This is a genomic window from Endozoicomonas sp. 2B-B (assembly GCF_053470045.1).
This window is the reverse complement of sequence record NZ_JBLZMU010000001.1, coordinates 3,647,459-3,670,064: the sequence shown is the minus strand read 5'-3', so window position 1 is coordinate 3,670,064 and position 22,606 is coordinate 3,647,459. Positions and strand designations below refer to the sequence as shown.

Below are 22,606 nucleotides of genomic sequence, written 5' to 3'. Positions count from 1 at the left end.
ATCGCATGCAGACGGGTCAGGAGAGCAAGAAAAGTATGTATAGGCATGATCATAACAATGCGAAAAATAATGGCGTTCTGATAATCGACCTTGAAGGTCAGACACTCCAGCCTGAAGAGCGGGAATTACTCCTGCATCCCGGTGTTGCCGGCGTATTGTTTTTTGCCCGGAATTTTCACGATCGCAAACAGTTCTGTGATCTGGTCAGAGACATAAGAAGTATCAGACAGAACCTGATTTTGATGGTGGATCAGGAAGGTGGCAGGGTTCAGCGTTTCAGAAACGACTTTACCCGTTTGCCGCCTGCCGGGCGTTACGCCAGCTATTTCAACTGTGATCCCCAGAAAGCCCTGGAGTTGGTTGAGGATTGTGGCTGGCTTATGGCAGAAGAATTACTCTCCTGCGGCCTTGACATGAGTCTGGCTCCAGTTTTGGATCTGAACCTGGGTCTGACCGATATAGTGGGCGACCGTGCCTTCGGCTGTGAGCCAGAAAACGTGATTAAACTGGCTGGTGCATGGTGCAGTGGTGTCCGTGAATCAGGAATGGCCTGTGTGGGTAAACATTTTCCCGGCCATGGCAGTGTTAACGAAGATTCTCATCTGACCCTGCCCACGGACAATCGTTCGCTGAGTGCCATCCAGCAGCAAGATATGGTGCCATTCAAAGCTCTGATAGAGCAGGGCATGGAAGCGATTATGCCCGCACACATTGTTTTTCCTGAAGTAGATGATCAGCCTTGTGGTTTTTCATCAATCTGGTTGCAAGACATCCTTAGAGAACAGATCGGTTTTAATGGGTTAGTCATCAGCGACTGTCTGACCATGGAGGGTGCAGCTTCAGCCGGAAGTTACACTGTCCGGGTCGAAAAAGCCTTGAACGCGGGTTGTGATTTATTGTTATTAAGCAGCAGGGAGGGTGTCCGGGAAGTTTTGCCCTGGCTTGAACGGTCTTCTTTCTCAACGCCTGATCTTTCATCTCTTCAGGCCCGTGGCGGTCGAGCTCTGGAAGAGCTGGTGACTATGGATCGCTATCTTAGTTGCAAGGACAGACTGGATTACCTTTCTGAACGATTTAACTGATCTGCCATAAAACGACAATAGAATGGTTTCAATCCTGTGGGAATGAAATCATTCTCAGTGCTAAGTGTCCCGTGTTCCCTATCCGGAAGTCTGATAATGTCTCTTTCTCACCCTTTTTTTCATGAACTGGATATTCCTCAATGGGTTATTCAGGCCGTTATTGTCCTGTTGATTTCAGGCGTTATCAATCTGATCTTGTCCAGAGTGTTTGCTCATCTTTCCAGAGATGGTCGTGCAGCCCTTACCCCCTGGAATGATGCCGTTATCAGGGGACTCAGAACCCCTCTGATCCTGTTGATCTGGGTCATTGGTTTCTGCTGGGTTGTTGCTGTAGTTGCCAAGGCTACGGATTCTGAGTTAATCGATGGTCTGAATAATCTCAGGGATGTCATTATCCTGACCCTGGTGGGTTGGAGCATTATCCGTTTCATTCGTCAGCTGGAACGAAACTTCCTGAATCCTGAACTGGCAGGCGATAAGTCTAATGATCCAACGACCGTAGTAGCGATTGGCAGATTAAGCAGAATTGTGGTCATCATCATCTGTTTTCTGACTATATTACAGTCACTTGGCTACAGTATCTCAGGTCTTTTGGCATTTGGTGGTGTGGGAGGTTTGGCAGTCGGTTTTGCCGCTAAGGATATGCTGGCCAATTTCTTTGGTGGTCTGATGATTTACCTGAATAAACCCTTTCGGGTTGGAGACTGGATTCGTTCGCCGGATAGAAACATTGAAGGCACTGTGGAATACATTGGCTGGAGAGAAACCCGCATCAAGACATTTGATAAGCGACCACTCTACGTTCCCAACGCCACTTTCAACAGCATTTCTGTTGAGAATCCATCGCGAATGGAAAATAGAAGGATCAAGGAAACTGTTGGCCTGAGGTATCAGGATGGCCAGAAGGTGGAGGTGATCGTCGAGGAAATACGGCAGTATCTGAACGACAACGATGAAATCGCCAGTGATAAGACTCTTCTCGTATCGCTCAATGCCTTTGGACCCTCCAGCCTCGATATTTTAGTCTATTGCTTTACATGTACCAGAGACTGGGCAGAGTACCTCAGGGTCAAACAGGATGTCCTGGTCAGGATAATGGCTATTATCCATTCTCATGACGCTGATATTGCCTTCCCGACCCGGACGCTTGATGTCCCGCAAGAATGGCTCGGCAAGTTGAAGCAGACACCGGCAAAAACGGCTGAACCGGCTATGATAGATTGATTTCAACCCTTTAGTGTTGAAATCAAAGTATGTTCGTCCAGCTTTTATCCCTTGAGGATAATTTCAATGGTCTGAATATAACCGGGAAGGCGATGGCCGATATCCCCTTTACCGTGGGGTTTTCTTGTGCGAGGAGCAGGCAATGTTTTGGGAGGGTCTTCTTAAAGGGGATAATGTCGATCTAATGACAGCGATTGTGGCTGCTGTTATCGTTTCCTGGTTCAGCCACTTCCTTCTCAGTCGATGGGCTCAATCTGAGAATCAATCGGTGAGAGCCTGTCTGGCCTCAGCTTTTCGTCCTCCGTTGTTGCTTCTTCCGTGGTTGTTATGTTTTTTTTACCTCGCTCACTGGTTTGTTGATCATAGTGAAGAAGAAGAAGGCCATGACTGGCTGGCCACATCAGAAGCTGTCTGCTCAGTATTACTTCCACTCTGGCTTCTGCTGAGACTCATCAGGCAGTTACCGAACATTGCCGAGATCTCGGGCGTTCAAGATAAAGATCTCGACCTGGCCAGAACCCTGTCACGGTTTTTTCATATCGTTCTGATTGTTCTGGCGGTGATGATTCTGGCGCAAAAGTTGGGCTATTCGCTCTCCGCGCTGCTGACTTTTGGTGGCGTAGGCGGCTTGATTGTGGGTATGGCTGCCAGGGAATGGTTGGCCAACTTCTTTGGTGGTTTGATGTTAATGCTGGATAAACCCTTTAAAGAAGGCGATTGGGTTCGTTCTCCGGACCGACAGATAGAAGGCCATGTAGAACATATTGGCTGGCGCTTGACCCAGATAAGAAATTTTGATCGCAGACCCGTGTTTGTCCCGAACTCGGTCTTCACCAGTATCGTTTTGGAAAATCCATCCAGAATGCGTAACCGCCGGGTTGTTGAAAACTTTGGTATTCGCTACGAGGATCTGGACAAGATCCCCGCCGTCATGAATCAGATCACGACAGAATTTCTTCAGCATCCCGAGCTGGATTGTTCGGAGCCCCACTATGCAAGGTTTCTAAAATATGGGGATTCATCACTGGAGTGTCAGGTCCGGGTGCATGTCATTCCCAAGGGCAGAGTGGACTTTGTCAGGGTCCAGGAAAGCATCATGTTGATCATTGCTTCTGCAGTGCAAAAAGCAGGAGCGGAGTTCGCCTATCCGGTGATGAAAGTGATTCATAAAGCGAATGCTGAACCAGAGTCAGGTAACTCACCCGATAATGATAGCCACTGATTAAGATGAAATAAGGCCCGGCCGATATAGGCTAAATGAATATTCTTATCGTTGAAGATGCTCGTGACCAGCGTTTGATGCTCTCCGTGGTATTGAAAAAGCAGGGGCACCAGGTACTCGAGGCCGAGAATGGTAGACAGGCTCTGGAGATTCTGCGGGAACATCAGGATGTCAGAATTATCATCAGCGATTGGATGATGCCTGAGATGGATGGTCTGGAACTGCTCAGGCAGACCCGAAAAACAGATCTTGGACGTTATATTTATTTTATCCTGCTCACCGGTAATGCAGATCATAAGGCAGTTGTTGAAGGCATGAATGACGGGGCGGATGATTTTCTTGCCAAGCCGGTTAATTTTGATGAATTGGCTGCCCGCCTGAAAGCAGGGATTCGTATCATCGAACTTGAGAGGCAGCTCGAGCTGCAGAATACACGCCTGGTTGAAGCGATTCAGACCGTTGAAAAAGATCTTGAATCGGCGGCCAAAGCCCAGGAAGTTTTGCTGGCTCAACCGGCGACCATACAACATGTTTCTTTTGACTGGTTTTTCCAGCCCAGCAAAATACTGGGCGGGGACATGTTTGGTTATCAGGCTATTGATGGTGAAACCTTAGGGTTCTATCAACTGGACGTGGCCGGGCATGGTATTCCCTCAGCGCTCTTTTCATTTACTCTGAATAATATTCTCTCAGAAACATCGGGCAGAGGCTCCATCGTCAAGGAAACATTGGATCATGAACCATTCAATAAGGTGCGTGCGCCCGAAAAGGTTCTGGCCTCACTGAACCGGCGGTTTCAGTTGACACCGGAGTCGATGCTTTATTTCACCATTGCCTATGGACTTATCAATAGTCGCACAGGTCAGGTGACATTATCACAGGCGGGTCATCCGCAACCCTTATGGATTCATCGTGATAAAGCCTTTGTAGAGCCCGTAATGGGTGGAGGAGTGCCCATCGGTATGATGCCGGACATGGAATACATCTCCAGCACTTTGCAGTTTCAGCCGGGTGACCGTCTGTTTCTCTATTCTGACGGAGTGACGGAATGCGAAAACACTGAAGGTCAACAGTTTGGTGAGGCCCGTTTGCTGCAATGCCTGCAAGATACTTTAGATGACGATTTAAAATCAGTTGTTGACCAGGTAGAGAAAAATGTCAGAGACTGGAGTGAGCTGGACCGTTTCGATGACGATGTGACCTACCTGTTACTGGAATGGAAACCCTGAAAGCCAGGAGGATGGCATGGCGTTTGAACACTACGAGGAAGGCCAGATTACAGTGGTCCGGATTGATGAGTCCCGTCTCGATGCTTCCGTTGCCGAAGCGTTTAAAACCTATGTGTTTGATCTGATTGAAGAGGGCAAATCCGAGCTGATTGTCGATCTTGCCGAAGTGCGTTTTATGGACAGCACAGGCTTGAGCGTGCTGGTAGCGGGTCTTAAGAAATTGTCGGGTAAGGGGTCACTCAGTCTGGCTTCTGCACAACCTGCGGTGCAGGATCTGTTTGATCTTACGTCCATGGATAAATTGTTCAAACTCCATGGTTCAGTGGCTGAGGCTGTTAAAGGGAGCTGACATGTCACAGGTGCTGAAGCTGGAAATCGACAGCCAGTTATCCAATACCAGGCTAGTGGCTATGGCGGTCAGGGGTGTCTGTGCCATGACCACTCTCTCTCCTGTTGAAATTAATCGGCTAGAGCTTTGTCTGGTAGAGATTGTCAACAATGCCATTGAGCATGCTTACGAAAATGAAGCGGGCCATCCGGTGGAAGTGTGTATCAATCTGGACAAGACCATGATGAATATTTCTGTTAGCGACTGGGGACACAGTATTCCGGACGATGTCATGCAGAATACGACTGAAATGGTCGTTGATCCTGAGCATCCTGAAGCCTGGTTGTGCAGTGGCCGTGGTCTACACATTGTGAACAAGCTGATGGATCAGGTGACCTATGAGTCAAACCAGGACAAGAACAGCTTTATCATGAAAAAAGAGCTGCGCCACTGACAGCTCTTTTTATACCAATCGAACTTTCCACGCCGCCTTGTCTCGGGTTAGAAAGCACGATGGGTATTACTCCGAATCAGCTGCCTTCCTGATCGACAATTCCGGGTAGTATCCCTGGCTCCGGGCTTTTTTCCTGGTCAGCTTCCATTTCAGGTAGCAAAGGTTTATCCGGCTTTTTATAGGGCGTCAGTTTGAACAGAACACCGATGACCGGGCTGTCCAGGTACTGAACCTCATCACTGTTTTTGATTCTGCGACTTTCCTGCAAATGAAAATTACGGGAAATCTTCATGGGCTGACCGTCAGGTGCCCTGACCAGTTGCAGATTTTTATCCAGGGTTGGTTTCTTTTGAGACTCCGGGTGCGGCTGAACATTCTCCATGTTTTTTGCCAGTGCTTCCCATGCCAGTTCGCTGTACCAGAGATTAACTTTTACATGCAGATAACGACTGGAGCTGATCGTAACGGTACCTTCCAACATACTGGGTTTTTTACTTTGTGTGTTGTAGTTGCCTATCCTGATTGGCCTCGAACTTTTGCCTTCCCTGAGCGGCATCAGCCAGGCTTTTTGATCGAGAATCCGGTAGCCACCATTTTTGGACAGGGCACTGCTTTCACTTTGCAACAAGTGTGATGGGTAGGGCAGGGACACAAAGGCATCCCGCTCCAGATCTGTTGCAGGCTTTTTGTCAGGACGATCCAGAAAGTCAGTGAGATCAGAAGAGGTTCCTTTTGCGTCTGTCCCGGAGTTGTAGGATTTTAGCTTAATGGCGTCAGCGGGAAGAGGGTGAGCGGTAATACCAGGCCATTTCTCATTGTCACTCGTACTCTGCTCGTTCAAAAATACAATCATATCAGCCTGGTACCACTGGGTATCCTCACTGGCAATGGCCGTTATGGAGACTGTGCCCAGAAGTAGGGTACCGATCGCTTTTTGAATCATGCCGAAGGTGACATTGTGATTAACAGTCGTTTTTTTCAGCTCAAGGCGTTTCATAAAATCCCTGCTTAATCCTGAAACTCTTTGACCTTCAGTCTGGTGTGCAGCGGTGCGCCAGTGCTGAGGTATCTGAACAGTGGGCTTCAAAAGTGTGGTCATGCCGTTTCGTAAACAGTTTTAGAGGACTCAGAGCCGTATGAAGCAGACATTGATCGAAAAGACGCATGACTGCTTCTCACTCTTATGGGGCCAGTCGATCCAATAGTTGCTCAAGCAGCTTGAATCGTGCTTCGCCTTTTTCCATGGAGCCACTGTACTTCAACACGCTGCTACCTTCCAGTTTGAATAGGTGCGGCTCAAATTGAATCAGCTGAATGATGGCAATGGGGTTAATGTCCGGTTGACTGTTAAATTCGATTCGGGCACTGGTGGCACCGGCATCAATTTTGATAATACCCATTTTCTCGGCTCTTAACCTGAGACGGGTCTGCCGAAAAAGGTTCTTGGTCTGTTCCGGCAACAGGCCGAATCGGTCAATCAGTTCAACCTGAAGGTTTTTCAGATCTTCGTCGTTTTTCGCTGCAGCAATTCGTTTATAGAGAATCAGTCGGTTATGAACATCATGAATATAGTCCTCCGGAAGCAGTGCGGGTAACCGCAGGTTCACATCGCTGCCTTGCTGTAAAGGTTTGTCCAGGTCCGGTGTTTCACCTTTTCGGATCGCTTCCACTGCTTTCTCAAGCATTTCGGTATAGAGTGTAAAGCCAACATTCTGAATCTGCCCACTCTGATCTTCACCCAGCAACTCACCCGCTCCCCGTATTTCCAGGTCATTGGATGCCAGCATAAAGCCAGCTCCCAGGTCCTGGGCTTCGGCAATGGCTTCCAGTCTTTTCAGAGCATCCCTGGTCATGGATTTTGGTGAAGGTGTCAAGAGATAAGCATAGGCTTGATGATGAGATCGACCGACCCGACCTCTCAACTGGTGCAATTGTGCCAAGCCAAACTTGTCCGATCGGTGGATGATAATGGTATTGGCATTCGGTATATCAATACCTGTCTCAATGATGGTAGTACAGACCAGGATATTATGTCGTTTGTGATAGAAGTCGGACATGACCTGCTCCAGCTCTCTTTCACGCATCTGACCGTGACCGACGGCAATACGTGCCTCAGGAATAAGCTCCCGCAAATCAGCAGCCGCTTTCTCGATACTGGAAACTTCGTTGTGCAGGTAATAGACCTGACCGCCGCGCAATAGCTCACGCAGAATGGCTTCTTTGACCAGTAATTGATCGTTTTGTCGAACAAAGGTTTTAACTGACAGCCGTCGTGCAGGTGGCGTGGCTATGATTGACAGGTCGCGAATACCCGACATTGCCATATTAAGTGTCCGTGGGATCGGGGTAGCCGTCAGAGTCAGAATATCAACTTCGGAACGCAGGGATTTCAGCATTTCCTTGTGCCTGACTCCGAAGCGGTGCTCCTCATCAATAATCAACAGGCCCAGATTTTTGAACTTGAAATCACCCTGAATCAGTTTGTGGGTACCAATAATGATATCCAGTTTGCCTTCTGCGACTTTCTCCCTGAGTCCTTGAATTTGCTTTGCCGATTTGAAACGTGAGGCTACGTCGATTTCAACGGGCCAGTCGGCAAAACGGTCACGAAAGCTTTCGTAATGCTGCTGAGCCAGCAGGGTGGTCGGGACCAGGATCGCTATCTGCTTGCCACTTTGGACTGCCAGAAAGGCTGCTCTCATAGCCACTTCTGTCTTGCCAAAACCGACATCACCACAGACCAGTCGGTCCATGGGTTTACCCTCAGACATGTCTTTTATGACATTGATAATTGCCTGCTGTTGGTCCGGTGTTTCCTCAAACGGAAAGCCGGCCGTGAATGCATGATACTGTTGATCCGGTGCCGAAAAGGCAAAGCCCTTTCTGGCTTCTCGTCGGGCGTAGATATCCAGTAGCTCCGCTGCAGCATCTCTGGCCTTCTCAGCCGCTTTGCGACGAGCCCTGGACCATTGTTCGCTGCCAAGACGGTGCAGAGGAGCAAGCTCATCATCCGTGCCGGTGTAACGGGCAATAAGATGCAGAGAAGCGACAGGAATGTAGAGTTTAGCTTCGCTGGCGTATTCCAGGGTCAGGAATTCGGTTTCCTGATCATCAACGGACAGGGTTTGAAGACCACGATAGCGTCCTACGCCATGATCAATATGGACCACTGGAGCACCTTCTCTCAGCTCGGTCAGGTTACGGATGGTTTGATCGGTATCGGTCTGGGTATCGCCTTTTCGCCTGCGGCGCTGCATAACTCTCTGGCCCAGAAGCAGGGATTCCGGAATTAGGGCAATATTCAGATCTTTGAGAAAGAATCCTGATGCTAAAGTACCCAGGGTAATCCCCAGCGTCTCTTTTCTGCTCAGGAAGGTATCCCAGCTGTTGAATGTATCGGGGCGAATATCGGACTGGGCCAGCATTTCCAGCAGGACTTCCCTGCGACCCGCGCTCTCGGTCACCAGAAGAACCCTTGGTCCTGACTCGATCAGGTCTTCAAGAGGCTTTAAAGGGTGGTCGGCTCGGGCATTCAGGGTCAGCTCAGGTAATGACTGGTGATCAAGGTTGAAGCTGTCCGGGGCATCAACATGCTCAGCTGACAGGATAATACGCGGGTATTGTTTCAGAGCCCGGTTGATTTCTTCTGAAGGCATTAAAACCTTTGCGGGAGGCAGAAGCGGGTGGTGTTTATCGACTTTCCGGTTTTCGTAGCGATCCGTCAGATCCTGCCAGAAGTGTTCAATCGCTTCCTGCACGCCCTGATATTGAATGATCGTTGTGTCAGTGGACAAATGATCAAACAGCGTGGCTGTCTTTTCGAAAAACAGGGGCAGGTAATATTCAATACCCGGGCTTGCCATTCCCTGTCCTATGTCCTGATACACGGGACACTCACGGTGATCCACATCAAACGCTTCTCTGAACAGACTGCGGAAGCGATCTCTGGAGGTCTTGTCCATTGGGAATTCATGACCTGGAAGCAGTTCTATATGATCAACCTGTTCTATGGAGCGCTGGCTTTCCGGATCAAAAATTCGCAGGGTATCGATTTCATCATCAAACAGGTCAATCCGGTAGGGGGTATCGGAACCCATGGGGAAGATATCCATGAGTGACCCCCGAATTGCGAACTCACCATGCTCGTAGACTGTTTCAACACAACGATAACCCGCCTGTTCCAGTTGTTGCCTTTTCTCGGCAAGTACAAAGGTTTCACCCCGCTTCAAAACCAGACAGTTGGATTCCAGATAATCCCGGGGACAGAGTCGGTGCAGCAGGGTGGAAACCGAGATGATCAGCAGGGTCTTTTCGCTGCGAGGCAGTCGATACAGGGTTTTCAGCCGCTGGGAAATGATGTCCTGATGGGGAGAAAAAGCATCGTAGGGCAGTATCTCCCAGTCGGGAAAGTGCAGAATCCGGGTGGACCGATCACCTTTTAGGAAGAAATTCAGTTCTTCTTCAAGGGCATTGGCATGAGCGGAATCCGGGGTAATAACCAGAAGCGGCCTGCGGGTTGACCGGGCGGCACTGGCTATGGCGTATGAGCTTGTTGACTGGCTTAAATGACCCCAGAAGGTTTTATGCCCCGGAGTCTCTGGAAGCTGGAAAGAAGATGATTTCAAGTTGGCCTGCGACATGAAAGGTGACTTGTTCTTAATACGCTAGATCCGCAATTGTAGCTGCTCGGAGCAACAGATACCATGCACTAGCGCACCAACAATTGCCTGTAAAGTCGAAGAGTGATTGGACGCAGTGTTAAAGTTTGTTGTACTTTGTTGCCAAGTGGGGGTGAACTCTGGATAATAGCCCCTGAGCCGAAAGGCCAAAAAACGTAGACCTATGTTGTTTGAGGTAACCTGTCGGTTGCTTTCGGGTGACAGTCTGCCAGAAGTAAACAGCCTTGAGCTGATTGACAGCCTTGAGTGCATAAAAATTACAGGATTGGAACCGTGGGAAAAGACCATTTTCAGGACTGGAGAGAACGTGAAGCCTTAGCCGAATCCATGATTCCATTGATCGGCCGCTTGTATCGCGAAAACAACGTTGTGACCTCGATCTATGGCCGCTCAATCATCAACCGTTCTGTGATTGACATCCTTAAATCTCACAAATACGTGCGTCAGGTGGAAGGTTCTGCCCTGTGTGTCCGTCAGACATTCCCTGTCATTGAATTGCTGAGCAAGCTGAATCTGGCTCCGGGCAGAATTGATATTGGTAAGCTGGCATCCGGCTACGAAAAAAGTGAAGGCAAGCAAACCCTGGAAGCGTACGTTCGCAGTCAGGTCTCCGGGCTCGTGGATGGCAAGAATGGCAATGGCCATGACGATAAAGATGTCGTTCTCTACGGCTTTGGTCGTATTGGTCGACTCATGGCTCGAATTCTTGTTGAACGAGCAGGTGGTTCCGGCCTGAATTTGAGAGCGGTTGTCGTTCGCAAGGGCAAAGCGGAAAACGATCTGCAAAAGCGTGCCAGTCTGCTGAGACGTGACTCGGTCCACGGTTCATTCAATGGCACCATCAGTGTGGATGAAGAGAACAATATCATCTACGCCAACGGTGTGGCGATCCGGTTTATCTATGCCAACTCTCCGGATTCCATCGACTACACAAGCTACGGTATTAACAACGCTATCATCGTAGACAATACCGGTGTATGGCGTGACCAGGAAGGTCTGAGTCAACACCTTCAGTCTAACGGAGCTTCCAGGGTTCTGCTGACTGCCCCGGGCAAGGGCGATCTGAAAAATGTTGTGTTTGGTGTCAACCACAACATCATCAATGATGAAGATCAGATTATTTCTGCTGCATCCTGTACCACCAATGCGATCACACCCGTACTGAAAGCGATCTGCGACAAATTTGGTGTTGAGAATGGCCATGTGGAAACCGTTCACTCCTACACCAATGACCAGAACCTGATTGATAACTACCATAAAGGTTCCCGCCGTGGTCGCAGTGCTGCCCTGAACATGGTGATCACTGAAACCGGAGCTGCAAAGGCCGTCTCAAAGGCGCTGCCTCAGTTACAGGGTAAGTTGACCGGTAATGCCATTCGGGTTCCGACTCCCAACGTATCCATGGCTATCCTGAACCTGAATCTGTCCAAAGACACTACCGTTGAAGAGCTTAACAGCTATCTCCGCGAGATGGCGCTGTTCTCTGATCTCAAGAAGCAGATCGATTACGTGACCTCTTTTGAAGCGGTATCCAGTGACTTTGTCGGTAACCGTAATGCGGGTATTGTTGACAGTCAGGCCACCATTGTTGATGGCAACCGCTGCGTACTCTACGTTTGGTATGACAACGAATTTGGTTACAGCTGCCAGGTCAATCGTATTCTGCAACACATGACCGGTAATCACCACAAGACCCTGCCTCTTCAATAACAGGCATTAGTCATCGTCCTGAAAAAGCTCATCTGATGAGTTTTTTCAGGGGGTGCAGTGTATTTCCGAGGTACAGTAACTGTGCTGTACCACACCTTTAGCGTCCACGGAATTCAACCGTACGTCAAACCCCCATAGCAGGTGCAGGTGTTTGAGAATTTCCATAGCAGTTCCTGCGTGAAGGTTCTGACCCAGGTGCATGGAATGAATCAGGGTCAGCGAGCGGTCTCCTCTTACATCAACATCATAAACCTGGATATTAGGCTCCTGATTACCCAGATTGTATTGATTGGACAATGCCTCCCTGAGTGCTTTGTAACCTGACTCATCGTGTATGGCGCTGACTTCCAGGAAGGCTTTTTTGTGGTCGTCATCAATGCAAAATAACTTCATATCCCGCATCACTTTGGGTGAAAGGAACTGGAGTATAAAACTCTCGTCCTTGTATTGAACCATGGCGTGATGGATAGCTTTCAGCCAGTCACTGCCCGCCAGGTCAGGAAACCAGAGCCGGTCCTCTTCAGTAGGCTGCTCGCATATCCGGCGAATGTCCCGGTAGATATTAAAGCCCAGGGTATAAGGATTAATGCCGGAATAGCGTGGATCATCAAAATCCGGCTGAAACACGACATTACTGTGGGAATGCAGAAACTCGAGTATGTAGCCTTCGTTTATCAGACCTTCCCGGTAGAGCTGATGCATCAGTGTGTAATGCCAGAAGCTGGCCCAGCCTTCATTCATGACCTGGGTCTGTCGCTGAGGATAAAAATACTGGGCTATCTTACGGACAATTCGAATCAGTTCCCGCTGCCAGGTTTTTAACAGTGGGGCGTTTTTTTCAATAAAGTAGAGAATGTTTTCTTCCGGCTCCGGAGGGAAACGTCTTCTCAATTTGGCAGGGTCTTCCTTTTTGGTCGGGACCGTACGCCAGAGGTCATTGATATTTCTCTGGATATATTCTTCTCTTTCCCGTGCCTGATTTTTTTCCATTTCTGCAGAAATAGCAGAAGGGCGCATATATCGATTGACCCCCTGGTTCATCAGCGCATGACAGGCATCAAGCATCTCTTCAACGGCATCCACACCGTATTTCTCTTCGCACTGATAAATGTAGTTCCTGGCAAACAATAAATAATCGACAATCGAGTCTGCATTGGTCCACTGGCGAAAGAGGTAGTTGCCTTTGAAAAAAGAGTTGTGACCATAACAGGCATGGGCAATCACCAGCGCCTGCATGGCCATGGAATTTTCTTCCATCAGGTAGGCAATGCAGGGGTTAGAGTTTATGACGATTTCATAGGCCAGGCCCATGTGGCCGCGCTGATAGTTTTGAAGGTTGGTGAGAAATTTTTTGCCAAAACTCCAGTGATGGTACATCAGGGGCATGCCTACTGAAGCGTAGGCATCAATCATCTGTTCCGAATTAATGACTTCGATCTGGTTCGGGTAAGTATCAAGCTTAAATTTTTCTGCCAGCTGACCAATGGCCCTGTCATAAGCATGAAGCAATTCGAAGGTCCATTCGGAACCGGTTGAAAGGTACTGGCGAGTCATGGCTATTCCACTTTCTTTTCGAAAAGACGTCGGAAGACCGGATAGATATTGCTCTGGTCACGAATCTGCTGCTGGGCAAACTGTTCACTGAAGTTTTTTTCGATGTCTTTGTAGGTATGCCAGAGGTTCTGATGCCGGTTGGCGATTTCTACGTAGGCGAAATACTGGACCAGAGGCAGAAGCTTCCGGGTAATGGCGTCATGACAGAGTGGGTTATCGCTGTCCCAGTTATCGCCATCTGAGGCCTGGGCAACATAAATATTCCATTTTGCCGATGGATAACGATCATCAATGATCTGCCTGGCTAGCACCAGTGCTGAAGAGACAATGGTACCTCCCGTTTCCCTGGCGTAAAAAAAATCCTGTTCGTTACATTCTCGTGCTTGGGAATGATGTCTTATAAAAACCACTTCAGTGGCTTCATAATTTCTTTCCAGAAACAGGTAAAGCAAAAGAAAAAATCGTTTGGCTATATCCTTGATCTCACGGGTCATGGAACCCGAGACATCCATGATACAGATCATAACGGCTTTGCTGGAAGGTTGTGGCACCCTCACCAGATTGTTAAAGCGCAGATCAAAGTCGTCAATAAACGGCAACCGACGCAGCTTTTTGTTTAATTCAGTGATTTGATTGCGCAGCTCCTCTTCCTTCTCCCTGTCACGACCACCCGGTTGTACCTCAAGCTCCCTGAGTTGACGCTTCAACTCCCTGATCAATTTGCGTTCCTTGCCAAAAAGGGCAATTCTGCGGGCATTAGCGGCCCTGAGTGAACGCACGACATTCAACCGGTCAGGAGAGCCAAACAGGGTGAATCCGGCGAGCCTGAGAGAGTATTCGGTGGTGTCCATCAGGTTTTTCCTGATCAGGTTGGGCAGCTTCAGATCTTCAAAGAGATACTGAAGAAATTCATCCCGGTTGATCTGGAAGACAAAGTCATCAATGCCCGAACCCTGATGACTGGCTTCGCCTTCACCTGCCCCCTGACCCTGACTACCCTCTGGGCGCTTGAACCTGTCACCTGTGTGGAACTCTTTGTTGCCGGGATGAACATGTTGTCTGCGACCATTATCGCCATGATGAAAGACCGGTTCTGATACATCCTTCCTGGGAATAGCGACATCCGTACCACGCTCCATATCTGTAATCGAGCGTTGGTTGATTTGCTCCTTTACAGACTCTTTGATGGTGTTTTTGTACCGTCGCAGAAAGCGTTGACGGTTGACGGTACTTTTTTTGCCGCTGTTCAGGCGTCGATCAATGATGATACTCATGACGGTCACTTGCCGGGCTACTGGGACTTTCTGACCCTGATGTACCATTCAGACAGCAGCCTGACCTGCTTTTCGGTGTAGCCATGTTGGACCATGCGGTCTACAAAGTCGGCATGTTTCTTCTGGTCGTCATGAGAAGCCTTGGCATTGAATGAGATGACCGGCAGCAGATCTTCTGTGTTGGAGAACATCTTTTTCTCAATCACGGCTCTCATCTTCTCATAACTGAGCCAGATGGGATTCTTGCCCTGCATGTCAGCCCTGGCCCTGAGCACAAAATTCACCACTTCGTTGCGAAAGTCTTTCGGGTTGGCTATGCCCGCTGGCTTCTCAATTTTTTCCAGCTCATCATTCAGTGCCTTACGGTCAAGAATCTGCCCGGTATCCGGGTCCCTGAACTCCTGATCCTGAATCCAGAAATCCGCGTAGGTAATGTAGCGATCAAATATGTTCTGGCCATACTCAGAATAGGACTCCAGATACGCCGTCTGTATTTCCTTACCCAGAAACTCAACGTATCTTGGCGTCAGATACTCCTTGAGAAAGCCGATGTAACGCTCTTCCAACGCTTCAGGGAACTGTTGTTGTTCAATCTGCTGTTCAAGAACGTACAACAGGTGAACCGGGTTAGCTGCTATTTCGGTAGGGTCAAAATTAAAGACCTTTGAGAGAATCTTGAAAGCAAAACGGGTTGATAATCCTTCCATGCCTTCGTCAACGCCAGCGGCATCCCTGTATTCCTGGAGCGATTTGGCGTTGGGATCGGTGTCTTTGAGATTCTCGCCGTCATAAATCCGCATCTTCGAGTAAATGGAAGAATTCTCCGGATCTACAATTCGGGACAGGACGCTGAACTGAGCAAGCATCCGCAATGTGTCCGGGGCACAGGGCGCCTTGTTCAGAGAGCTGTGCTCAAGCAGCTTCTGATAAATTTTTATCTCTTCACTCATGCGGGTGCAGTAGGGCACCTTGATTATATTGACGCGATCAATGAAAGCTTCATTGGTTTTGTTGTTTCTGAATGTCTGCCACTCCGATTCGTTCGAGTGGGCAAGAATTATGCCTTCATAAGGAATTGAGCCAAGACCTTCTGTGCTGTTGTAATTACCTTCCTGGGTGGCTGTCAGTAAAGGGTGGAGTACCTTGATCGGCGCCTTGAACATTTCGACAAATTCCATAATGCCCTGATTGGCTCTACAAAGTGCCCCTGAGAAGCTATAGGCATCCGGATCATCCTGGGAATACTCTTCCAGTTGTCGTATATCCACCTTGCCCACCAGGCTGGAAATATCCTGATTGTTTTCATCGCCGGGTTCGGTTTTGGCAACGGCAATCTGCTTCAGTCGGTCAGGGTAGAGTTTGACGACTCTGAATTGGCTGATATCACCCTTGTATTCCTCGAGGCGCTTAACAGCCCATGGGGACATAATGTAGCGCAGACAGCGGCCGGGTATACCGAATTCTTTCGCGAGCAGCTCTCCGTCCTGCTCCGGGTTGAAAAGACCCAGCGGTGATTCGAACACCGGTGACCCCTTGATGGCATAGAAGGGTACTTTTTCTATCAGTTCCTTCAGTTTCTCTGCCAGAGAAGACTTACCACCGCCCACCGGGCCAAGCAAGTAGAGAATCTGCTTTTTCTCTTCCAGTCCCTGGGCGGCGTACTGGAAGTAAGAAACAATCTGTTCAATGGCTTCTTCCATACCAAAGAAGCCATCAAACGCCGGATATCGTTTGATCAGCTTATTGGAGAAAATTCTGCTGAGCCTCGGGTTTCTGGAAGTATCGATAAGCTCCGGCTCACCAATTGCCTCAAGAATACGCTCGGCGGCGCTGGCGTAGGTTCCGGGTTCATTCTTGCACAGTTCCAGGAAAGCCTGAAGGCTCATCTCTTCTTCCTGGGTCAGGTCATATCTTTGCTGGTAATGTTCAAACAGGGACATGCTGCTTACTCCGACGGGATTCGTCTGCAGGTGAAGTGAAGATAGTTGAAAAGCCAGTGATGACAATGAATCAGGGAGTGAAGTATTTCATCTTCTTCATAAAAGAACGATGAAATACTCTCAGAATGCAGACTGTTTTTCCTGTCAGGAATCAGCGCCGCTGATGACTTTCGAAGGCGGCTTCAAGCAGCTCGCGGGTGTATCCTGTTTGCGGATGGTGAAAGATCTGTTCAGTTGATCCCTGCTCAATAATCTCACCGTCTTTCATCACCAGAATCCTGTGGCTCATAGCTTTCACTACAGCAAGGTCATGGCTGATAAAAATATAGCTCAGGTTGTATTTTTTCTGCAGGTCTCTCAACAGCTCAATAACCTGAGACTGGACAGTCCTGTCCAGAGCTGAAGTAGGCTCATCAAGAATAATCAGTCCGGGTTTCAGAACCAGGGCCCTGGCTATGGCAATACGCTGTCTCTGCCCGCCAGAAAACTCATGGGGATAACGGTGTCGCCATTGAGGGTCAAGACCGACTTCTGCCATGGCTTTTATGATCAGATCGTCCCGTTCACTGTCGCTGGCCAGCTGGTGGATATCGAGTCCTTCACCAATAATATCGGCAATGGTCATTCTCGGACTCAGACTGCCATAGGGGTCCTGAAAAACAACCTGCATCTGTCGTCGGTATGGACGACACTGTTTCTGGTTCAGGAGGTGGAGGGCTTCACCTTCAAAGTAGATCTGGCCCTGACTTTCCTGCAACTTCAGCAGGGCCATGCCCAATGTGGTTTTTCCAGAACCGGATTCACCGACAATACCCAGTGTTTCACCTTTTGCAACTGAGATGGAAAGATCGGTGACGGCTTTGATATGGTCAACCGTTCTTCGAAAGAATCCCGCTTTGACTGGAAACCAGACCCTGATGTCCTGCCCTTCGATAATCTTATGTTGCTCATCAGAGACAGGAGCAGGAGCCCCTGAAGGCTCAGCATTGAGCAGCTCTGTCGTATAAGGATGTTTTGGCTGATTAAAAACCGCTTCTGTGGCACCGGTTTCCACCAGTTCTCCATCTTTCATGACGCAAATTCGATGGGAAACATGATGGATCAGGTTGAGGTCATGGCTGATAAATAAAATAGCCATACCCATTTTCTGCTGCAACTCTGCCAACAGTGTCAGGATTTGCCTCTGGACGGTGACATCCAGTGCCGTGGTGGGCTCATCAGCGATAAGGACCTTTGGCTCGCAGGCCAGTGCCATGGCAATCATGGCTCTTTGGCGCTGGCCACCGGACAATTCGTGAGGATAGGCTGAAAGCTTTTTGGCGGGCTCCTGAATGCCCACCAGTTCAAGCAGCTCCAAAGCCCGCTGACTGGCAGATTGAGGGCGCATTCCCAGATGCAGACTGAGAACTTCGCAGATCTGCTTCTCTATGGTATGCAGTGGATTGAGAGCGGTCATGGGCTCCTGGAAAATCATACCAATCTGATGACCCCGAACGCCTCGCATTTCTCTTTCTGACAGAGCCAACAGGTTTTTGCCAGCAAACACTATCTCGCCCTGGTGACTGGCATTTTCAGGAAGCAGTTGCAGTATGCTCAGAGCTGTAATGGATTTACCTGAGCCGGACTCACCCACCAGACCCAGCGTCTCTCCGGGAAACAGTTCAAAACTGACGTTTTTTACCGCATCGCTGCTGCCACCGCTCTGATTGAAGCGGACTTTCAGGTCTTTGATTTGGAGCAGGGAACTTGTCATCGCTTAGTGACCTGTAACGTATTTGCGTGGATCCAGAGCGTCGCGGGTGGCTTCCCCGATAAACACAAGCAGGGTCAGCATCACTGACATTACCATGAAGGCTGTAATGCCCAACCATGGCGCTTGAAGATTATTCTTACCCTGGGCGATCAGCTCACCCAGTGAAGGCGATCCGGCTGGCAGACCAAAACCCAGAAAGTCCAGAGAAGTCAGGGTGGTGATGGCTCCGGTCAGAATAAAGGGCATAAAGGTGACTGTTGCAATCATGGCGTTGGGCAGAATGTGACGAAACATCAATCGGCTATCGGTCATCCCCAGGGCTCTGGCTGCACGGACATATTCAAGGTTTCGACCACGCAGAAATTCGGCACGGACCACATCCACCAGTGCCATCCATGAAAACAGCAGCATAATACCCAGCAGCCACCAGAAGCCGGGCTCGACAAAGCTGGAAAGAATGATCAGCAGATACAGGCTGGGCATACCTGACCAGACTTCAATAAATCGTTGTCCTATAAGATCAGTTCGTCCGCCATAAAATCCCTGTATGGCGCCTACGGCAACCCCTATGACAGAGCTGAACAGCGTCAGAATCAGACCAAAAAGTACGGATATTCTGAAACCATAAATAACCCTTGCCAATACATCTCTGCCCTGATCATCGGTGCCCAGCAGATTCTCGAGCGTGGGAGGCGCCGGAGCAACGCGGGCATAGTTGATGGTGTCGTAGCTGTAATGGATGGGAGGCCAGAGCATCCAGCCATGGGGCTCGATCAACTCTTTTGCGTAGTCCTGACGGTAATCCATTTCCAGCTCAAATTCACCACCAAAGGTTGTCTCAGGGTAGATATGTAAAATGGGGGTATAGATTTCACCCTTGAAATACACCAGAAGGGGTTTGTCATTGGCGATGAACTCGGCAAATAACGTGGTGAAAAACAGGAAACCGAAAATCCAGAGTGAGTAATAGCCCCGCCGATTACTTTTGAAACTTTGCCAGCGTCGCCGGTTGAGCGGGCTTATACGGGAAGGTTTTATGCTTTGAGACGATGCCATATTAGTCCCTCGCCTCGAAGTCAATTCTTGGGTCGACCAGCATGTAGGTCAGATCTCCCAGCAGTTTTACCACCATGCCTATGAGAGTGAAGATAAACAGGGATCCGAAGACCACAGGGTAATCGCGATTAATGGCGGCTTCGTAGCCGAGCAGGCCCAGTCCATCCAGTGAAAAAATAATTTCAATCAGCAATGAGCTGGTGAACAGTATGCCAATCAGGGCCGCAGGAAATCCGGATATCACCAGCAACATGGCGTTTCTGAAAACATGTCCGTACAGCACCTGGTTATCATCCAGACCCTTGGCGCGGGCTGTCTGCACATATTGGCGATGAATCTCATCGAGAAAAGAGTTTTTGGTCAGCATCGTTAATGTTGCAAAACCACCAATAACAATGCAAAAAACCGGGAGAACCATATGCCAGGCGTAATCTGCCAGTTTGCCGATCAGACTGAGTTGATCAAAGTTTTCCGAAGTCAACCCGCGCAGTGGGAAGAAGTTCCAGTAACTGCCACCGGCAAACAGAACAATAAGCAGGATGGCCAGCAGAAAGCTGGGAATGGCATAGCCTGTGGTAATAACAGCGCTGGTCCAGACATCGAAGTGGCTACCGTGCTTTATTGCTTTTCGAATCCCCATGGGAATGGAGATCAGGTAAATCAGCAGTGTGCTCCATAAACCCAGAGAGATTGAGACAGGTAACTTTTCCTTGATGAGGTCAATGACTTTCGCATCCCTGAAAAAGGAGTCGCCAAATTCAAATTGAGCGTAGTTGACAACCATCTGTATAAAGCGCTCGTAGGCGGGTTTGTCAAAACCGTAAAGCTTTTCGATGTCTTTGATGAGTTCCGGGTCCAGTCCCCGCCGTCCCCGATACTCACCGGATTCGTCCACACTCAATTGTTGAATCTCGGCACTGCCGGAACCTCCGATGCGACTGGTGGCATTGATTTCAAAACCTTCCAGTTTGGCAATCATCTGCTCAACAGGGCCACCCGGTGCAGCCTGAATGATGACAAAGTTCAGAAGCAGGATGCCAAACAGTGTCGGAATCATTAACGCCAGACGGCGTAGAATATAGCTTTTCATAATTCAGTTGCGACGTTTTGAACGACGGATGACCCATCCCAGAAACAGGATGACCAGTAGAATGCCGACAGGCCAAAGTGGTATGCCTTTATTTTCTTCATTTTTTTCTTCGCCATCGGCGGTCGTGTCTGAAGAAGCCCTGATGGTTGTCGGTTCTATCCACCAGGAGTCCAGGTCCAACTGATAAAGAGGTTCCTGATCAGGACGGCTGAGAGGGTGTTTAAGGGGCTTCCAGTAGGCAACCCGGTTACTGGCCAGATACCATTGGGGGATCATGTATTGATTCCAGAGCAGCACCCGATCCAGAGCCTTAACGGCGGCGACCAGATCCTCTCTGGAGTCGGCATTGATTAATTCCCTGATCAGGCCATCAACCACCGGGTTTTTAATCCCTATCAGGTTTCGACTGCCTGGCAGATCCGCTGATTCGCTGCCCCAGAAGTCCCGTTGCTCGTTTCCGGGCGAACTGGATTGGGGAATGCGACTGACCAGCATATCGAAGTCGAAGCTTCTGAGGCGGTTTATGTATTGTGAAATATCCACGATTCGCAGGTTGGCATCGATGCCCATGGCTTCAAGGTTTTTCTTCATTGGCAGGGCCACTTTCTCCATGCTTGAATCATACAGAAGAATTTCGAATTCAAAGGGCTTGCCGTTTTTCCGGAGCGAGCCATTTTCCAGTTTCCAGCCTGCCTGTTCCATCAGGGACAGAGCTTCGCTCAGCTGATTGCGGATTCTGCCACTGCCATCGGTGACGGGCAGTTTGAAGGGTTGGGTAAATAACTCGGCGGGGAGTTGATCTCGCCAGGGCTCAAGGTAGGCCAATTCTTTACCTTCAGGAATGCCGGTTGCTTCCATATCAGAGTTGGCAAAATAACTCTGTGTCCGGGTGTAACTGTTATAGAACAGATTCTTGTTAAGCCATTGGAAGTCCATGGCGTAATTCAACGCTTTTCGAACTCTGACGTCCTTGAAAATATCTCTGCGCAGGTTAAAGACAAACCCCTGCATACCCTGAGGGGCTTTGGTTTGGATGGATTCCTGAATCAGGTCACCTTTTTTAACTGCCGGAGTGTCATAGGCGGTGGCCCAGTTTCTGGCAATATTTTCAAAGCGGAGATCGTATTCCCCGGCTTTCAATGCTTGCAGTGATACGTTGGCATCCCGGTAATAGTCATAACGACGCTCATCAACGTTATAGCGACCTTTGTTGACCGGCAAATCCTTACCCCAGTAATCAACAACTCTCTCGTAAACAATACTGCGACCCGGCTCGGCAGAACGGATTTTGTATGGGCCGCTGCCCAGAGGGTGAGTCAGGTTGCCCTCTTCGAAGTTATTCGACTCTTTTTCCCAGAAGTGTTTTGGAAGAACCGGGAGTTGGGAAATGATCAGGGGAAGTTCAGGATTACGGTTGTGTTTGAAAACGAAGCGCACACTGCGTTTGGACAGGGCTTCAGCCATGGCAATATCGCCATAATAAGCCCTGTAAAACGGTGAGCCTTTGTCCCTGAGCAGTTCAAAACTGTAAACCACATCTTCGGCGGTTACAGGCTGTCCGTCGTGAAACCGGGCTTTTGCATTCAAGTGGAAAGTGATGCCGCTGTTATCAACGGCGGGCTCTGCATATTCAGCTACCAGGGCGTACATGGAGAAAGGTTCATCGGCACTGCTGGTCATCAGAGTATCGTAAATCAAGCCTAATCCCGCAGCCGGAGTTCCTTTTTCTATATAGGGGTTCAGGCTGTCAAAAGTCCCCATGCTGGCCATTCGCAAGGTTCCACCCTTGGGTGCATCGGGGTTCACGTAGTCAAAATGTTTGAAATCTTTTGAGTATTTGCTGTCACCGTAAAGGGAGAGGGAAGGGAGTTTATTAACTGCGTCCTCTGCTTTTACCGGTAAAGGCATCACAGACAGGGAAAGCAAGAGTGTCGCAATGGGGAGGGACTGGAAAATCGTTGTCTTCAACGATCTTTTTATCATCACTGTATGATTCATGGTTAGCCTGGAT

The 22,606-nt window shown here is 49.1% G+C and carries 16 protein-coding genes; 7 read left to right on the top strand and 9 right to left on the bottom strand.

Going from position 1 to position 22,606, the window contains the following annotated elements; genetic code table 11:
• The first annotated feature begins 35 nt into the window (after positions 1-35).
• The 6 genes from nagZ (at position 36) to ACOMHB_RS13920 (ending at position 5,539) form a co-directional block, all read left to right on the top strand.
• Positions 36-1,082: a beta-N-acetylhexosaminidase gene (gene nagZ / locus ACOMHB_RS13945; protein ID WP_448217062.1), complete on the top strand. Its 1,047-nt coding sequence runs from the start codon at positions 36-38 to the stop codon at positions 1,080-1,082.
• Positions 1,083-1,178: 96 nt separating this feature from the next.
• Positions 1,179-2,306, top strand: a complete 1,128-nt coding sequence (locus ACOMHB_RS13940; RefSeq protein ID WP_448217061.1) for a mechanosensitive ion channel family protein — start codon at positions 1,179-1,181, stop codon at positions 2,304-2,306.
• Between the two features lie 142 nt (positions 2,307-2,448).
• Entirely contained in the window at positions 2,449-3,528 is a 1,080-nt protein-coding gene (locus ACOMHB_RS13935) for a mechanosensitive ion channel family protein (RefSeq protein WP_448217060.1), read from the top strand.
• Between the two features lie 35 nt (positions 3,529-3,563).
• Positions 3,564-4,757, top strand: coding sequence for a PP2C family protein-serine/threonine phosphatase (locus tag ACOMHB_RS13930; protein ID WP_422137962.1), 1,194 nt, complete (start codon positions 3,564-3,566; stop codon positions 4,755-4,757).
• A 16-nt stretch (positions 4,758-4,773) separates the two neighbouring features.
• Entirely contained in the window at positions 4,774-5,106 is a 333-nt protein-coding gene (locus ACOMHB_RS13925) for an STAS domain-containing protein (protein WP_448217059.1), read from the top strand.
• 1 nt (position 5,107) lies between these two features.
• Positions 5,108-5,539, top strand: a complete 432-nt coding sequence (locus ACOMHB_RS13920; RefSeq protein ID WP_448217058.1) for an ATP-binding protein — start codon at positions 5,108-5,110, stop codon at positions 5,537-5,539.
• A 76-nt stretch (positions 5,540-5,615) separates the two neighbouring features.
• Here ACOMHB_RS13920 and ACOMHB_RS13915 read toward each other — a convergent pair whose 3' ends face one another.
• Both ACOMHB_RS13915 and mfd read right to left on the bottom strand, forming a co-directional pair.
• Positions 5,616-6,638, bottom strand: a complete 1,023-nt coding sequence (locus ACOMHB_RS13915) for a CsiV family protein (RefSeq protein WP_422475136.1) — start codon at positions 6,636-6,638, stop codon at positions 5,616-5,618.
• A gap of 82 nt (positions 6,639-6,720) precedes the next feature.
• Positions 6,721-10,164, bottom strand: coding sequence for a transcription-repair coupling factor (gene mfd, locus ACOMHB_RS13910; protein ID WP_448217057.1), 3,444 nt, complete (start codon positions 10,162-10,164; stop codon positions 6,721-6,723).
• A 327-nt stretch (positions 10,165-10,491) separates the two neighbouring features.
• Here mfd and ACOMHB_RS13905 point away from each other — a divergent pair, with 327 nt between their 5' ends.
• Complete coding sequence (locus ACOMHB_RS13905; protein ID WP_422133755.1) at positions 10,492-11,928, top strand: glyceraldehyde-3-phosphate dehydrogenase; 1,437 nt, start codon at positions 10,492-10,494, stop codon at positions 11,926-11,928.
• A 45-nt stretch (positions 11,929-11,973) separates the two neighbouring features.
• On the opposite strand, the gene ACOMHB_RS13900 is transcribed toward ACOMHB_RS13905, so the two are convergent.
• The 7 genes from ACOMHB_RS13900 to ACOMHB_RS13870 all read right to left on the bottom strand — a co-directional run bounded on the left by ACOMHB_RS13900 (position 11,974) and on the right by ACOMHB_RS13870 (position 22,578).
• On the bottom strand, positions 11,974-13,482 hold the full coding sequence (locus ACOMHB_RS13900) for a SpoVR family protein (protein ID WP_448217056.1): 1,509 nt from the start codon (positions 13,480-13,482) through the stop codon (positions 11,974-11,976).
• Positions 13,483-13,484: 2 nt separating this feature from the next.
• A complete protein-coding gene (locus tag ACOMHB_RS13895) occupies positions 13,485-14,756 on the bottom strand; it encodes a YeaH/YhbH family protein (RefSeq protein ID WP_448217055.1) in 1,272 nt (423 codons plus the stop codon).
• A 17-nt stretch (positions 14,757-14,773) separates the two neighbouring features.
• Positions 14,774-16,696 carry a PrkA family serine protein kinase gene (locus ACOMHB_RS13890; RefSeq protein ID WP_448217054.1) on the bottom strand — a complete coding sequence of 641 codons (1,923 nt, stop codon included), beginning with the start codon at positions 16,694-16,696 and terminating at the stop codon, positions 14,774-14,776.
• A 151-nt stretch (positions 16,697-16,847) separates the two neighbouring features.
• A complete protein-coding gene (locus ACOMHB_RS13885) occupies positions 16,848-18,449 on the bottom strand; it encodes an ABC transporter ATP-binding protein (RefSeq protein WP_448217053.1) in 1,602 nt (533 codons plus the stop codon).
• Between the two features lie 3 nt (positions 18,450-18,452).
• Positions 18,453-19,505: an ABC transporter permease gene (locus ACOMHB_RS13880; RefSeq protein WP_422133750.1), complete on the bottom strand. Its 1,053-nt coding sequence runs from the start codon at positions 19,503-19,505 to the stop codon at positions 18,453-18,455.
• A gap of 1 nt (position 19,506) precedes the next feature.
• Positions 19,507-20,595, bottom strand: a complete 1,089-nt coding sequence (locus tag ACOMHB_RS13875) for a microcin C ABC transporter permease YejB (protein ID WP_448217052.1) — start codon at positions 20,593-20,595, stop codon at positions 19,507-19,509.
• A gap of 3 nt (positions 20,596-20,598) precedes the next feature.
• Positions 20,599-22,578: an extracellular solute-binding protein gene (locus tag ACOMHB_RS13870; RefSeq protein ID WP_448218640.1), complete on the bottom strand. Its 1,980-nt coding sequence runs from the start codon at positions 22,576-22,578 to the stop codon at positions 20,599-20,601.
• Positions 22,579-22,606: the final 28 nt, after the last annotated feature.

Coding starts and splice junctions, on each gene's coding strand:
- nagZ (WP_448217062.1), top strand. CDS start 36: ATGTATAGGCATGATCATAACAATGCGAAAAATAATGGCGTTCTGATA.
- ACOMHB_RS13940 (WP_448217061.1), top strand. CDS start 1,179: ATGTCTCTTTCTCACCCTTTTTTTCATGAACTGGATATTCCTCAATGG.
- ACOMHB_RS13935 (WP_448217060.1), top strand. CDS start 2,449: ATGTTTTGGGAGGGTCTTCTTAAAGGGGATAATGTCGATCTAATGACA.
- ACOMHB_RS13930 (WP_422137962.1), top strand. CDS start 3,564: ATGAATATTCTTATCGTTGAAGATGCTCGTGACCAGCGTTTGATGCTC.
- ACOMHB_RS13925 (WP_448217059.1), top strand. CDS start 4,774: ATGGCGTTTGAACACTACGAGGAAGGCCAGATTACAGTGGTCCGGATT.
- ACOMHB_RS13920 (WP_448217058.1), top strand. CDS start 5,108: ATGTCACAGGTGCTGAAGCTGGAAATCGACAGCCAGTTATCCAATACC.
- ACOMHB_RS13915 (WP_422475136.1), bottom strand. CDS start 6,638: ATGACCACACTTTTGAAGCCCACTGTTCAGATACCTCAGCACTGGCGC.
- ACOMHB_RS13900 (WP_448217056.1), bottom strand. CDS start 13,482: ATGACTCGCCAGTACCTTTCAACCGGTTCCGAATGGACCTTCGAATTG.
- ACOMHB_RS13895 (WP_448217055.1), bottom strand. CDS start 14,756: ATGAGTATCATCATTGATCGACGCCTGAACAGCGGCAAAAAAAGTACC.
- ACOMHB_RS13890 (WP_448217054.1), bottom strand. CDS start 16,696: ATGTCCCTGTTTGAACATTACCAGCAAAGATATGACCTGACCCAGGAA.
- ACOMHB_RS13885 (WP_448217053.1), bottom strand. CDS start 18,449: ATGACAAGTTCCCTGCTCCAAATCAAAGACCTGAAAGTCCGCTTCAAT.
- ACOMHB_RS13880 (WP_422133750.1), bottom strand. CDS start 19,505: ATGGCATCGTCTCAAAGCATAAAACCTTCCCGTATAAGCCCGCTCAAC.
- ACOMHB_RS13875 (WP_448217052.1), bottom strand. CDS start 20,595: ATGAAAAGCTATATTCTACGCCGTCTGGCGTTAATGATTCCGACACTG.
- ACOMHB_RS13870 (WP_448218640.1), bottom strand. CDS start 22,578: ATGATAAAAAGATCGTTGAAGACAACGATTTTCCAGTCCCTCCCCATT.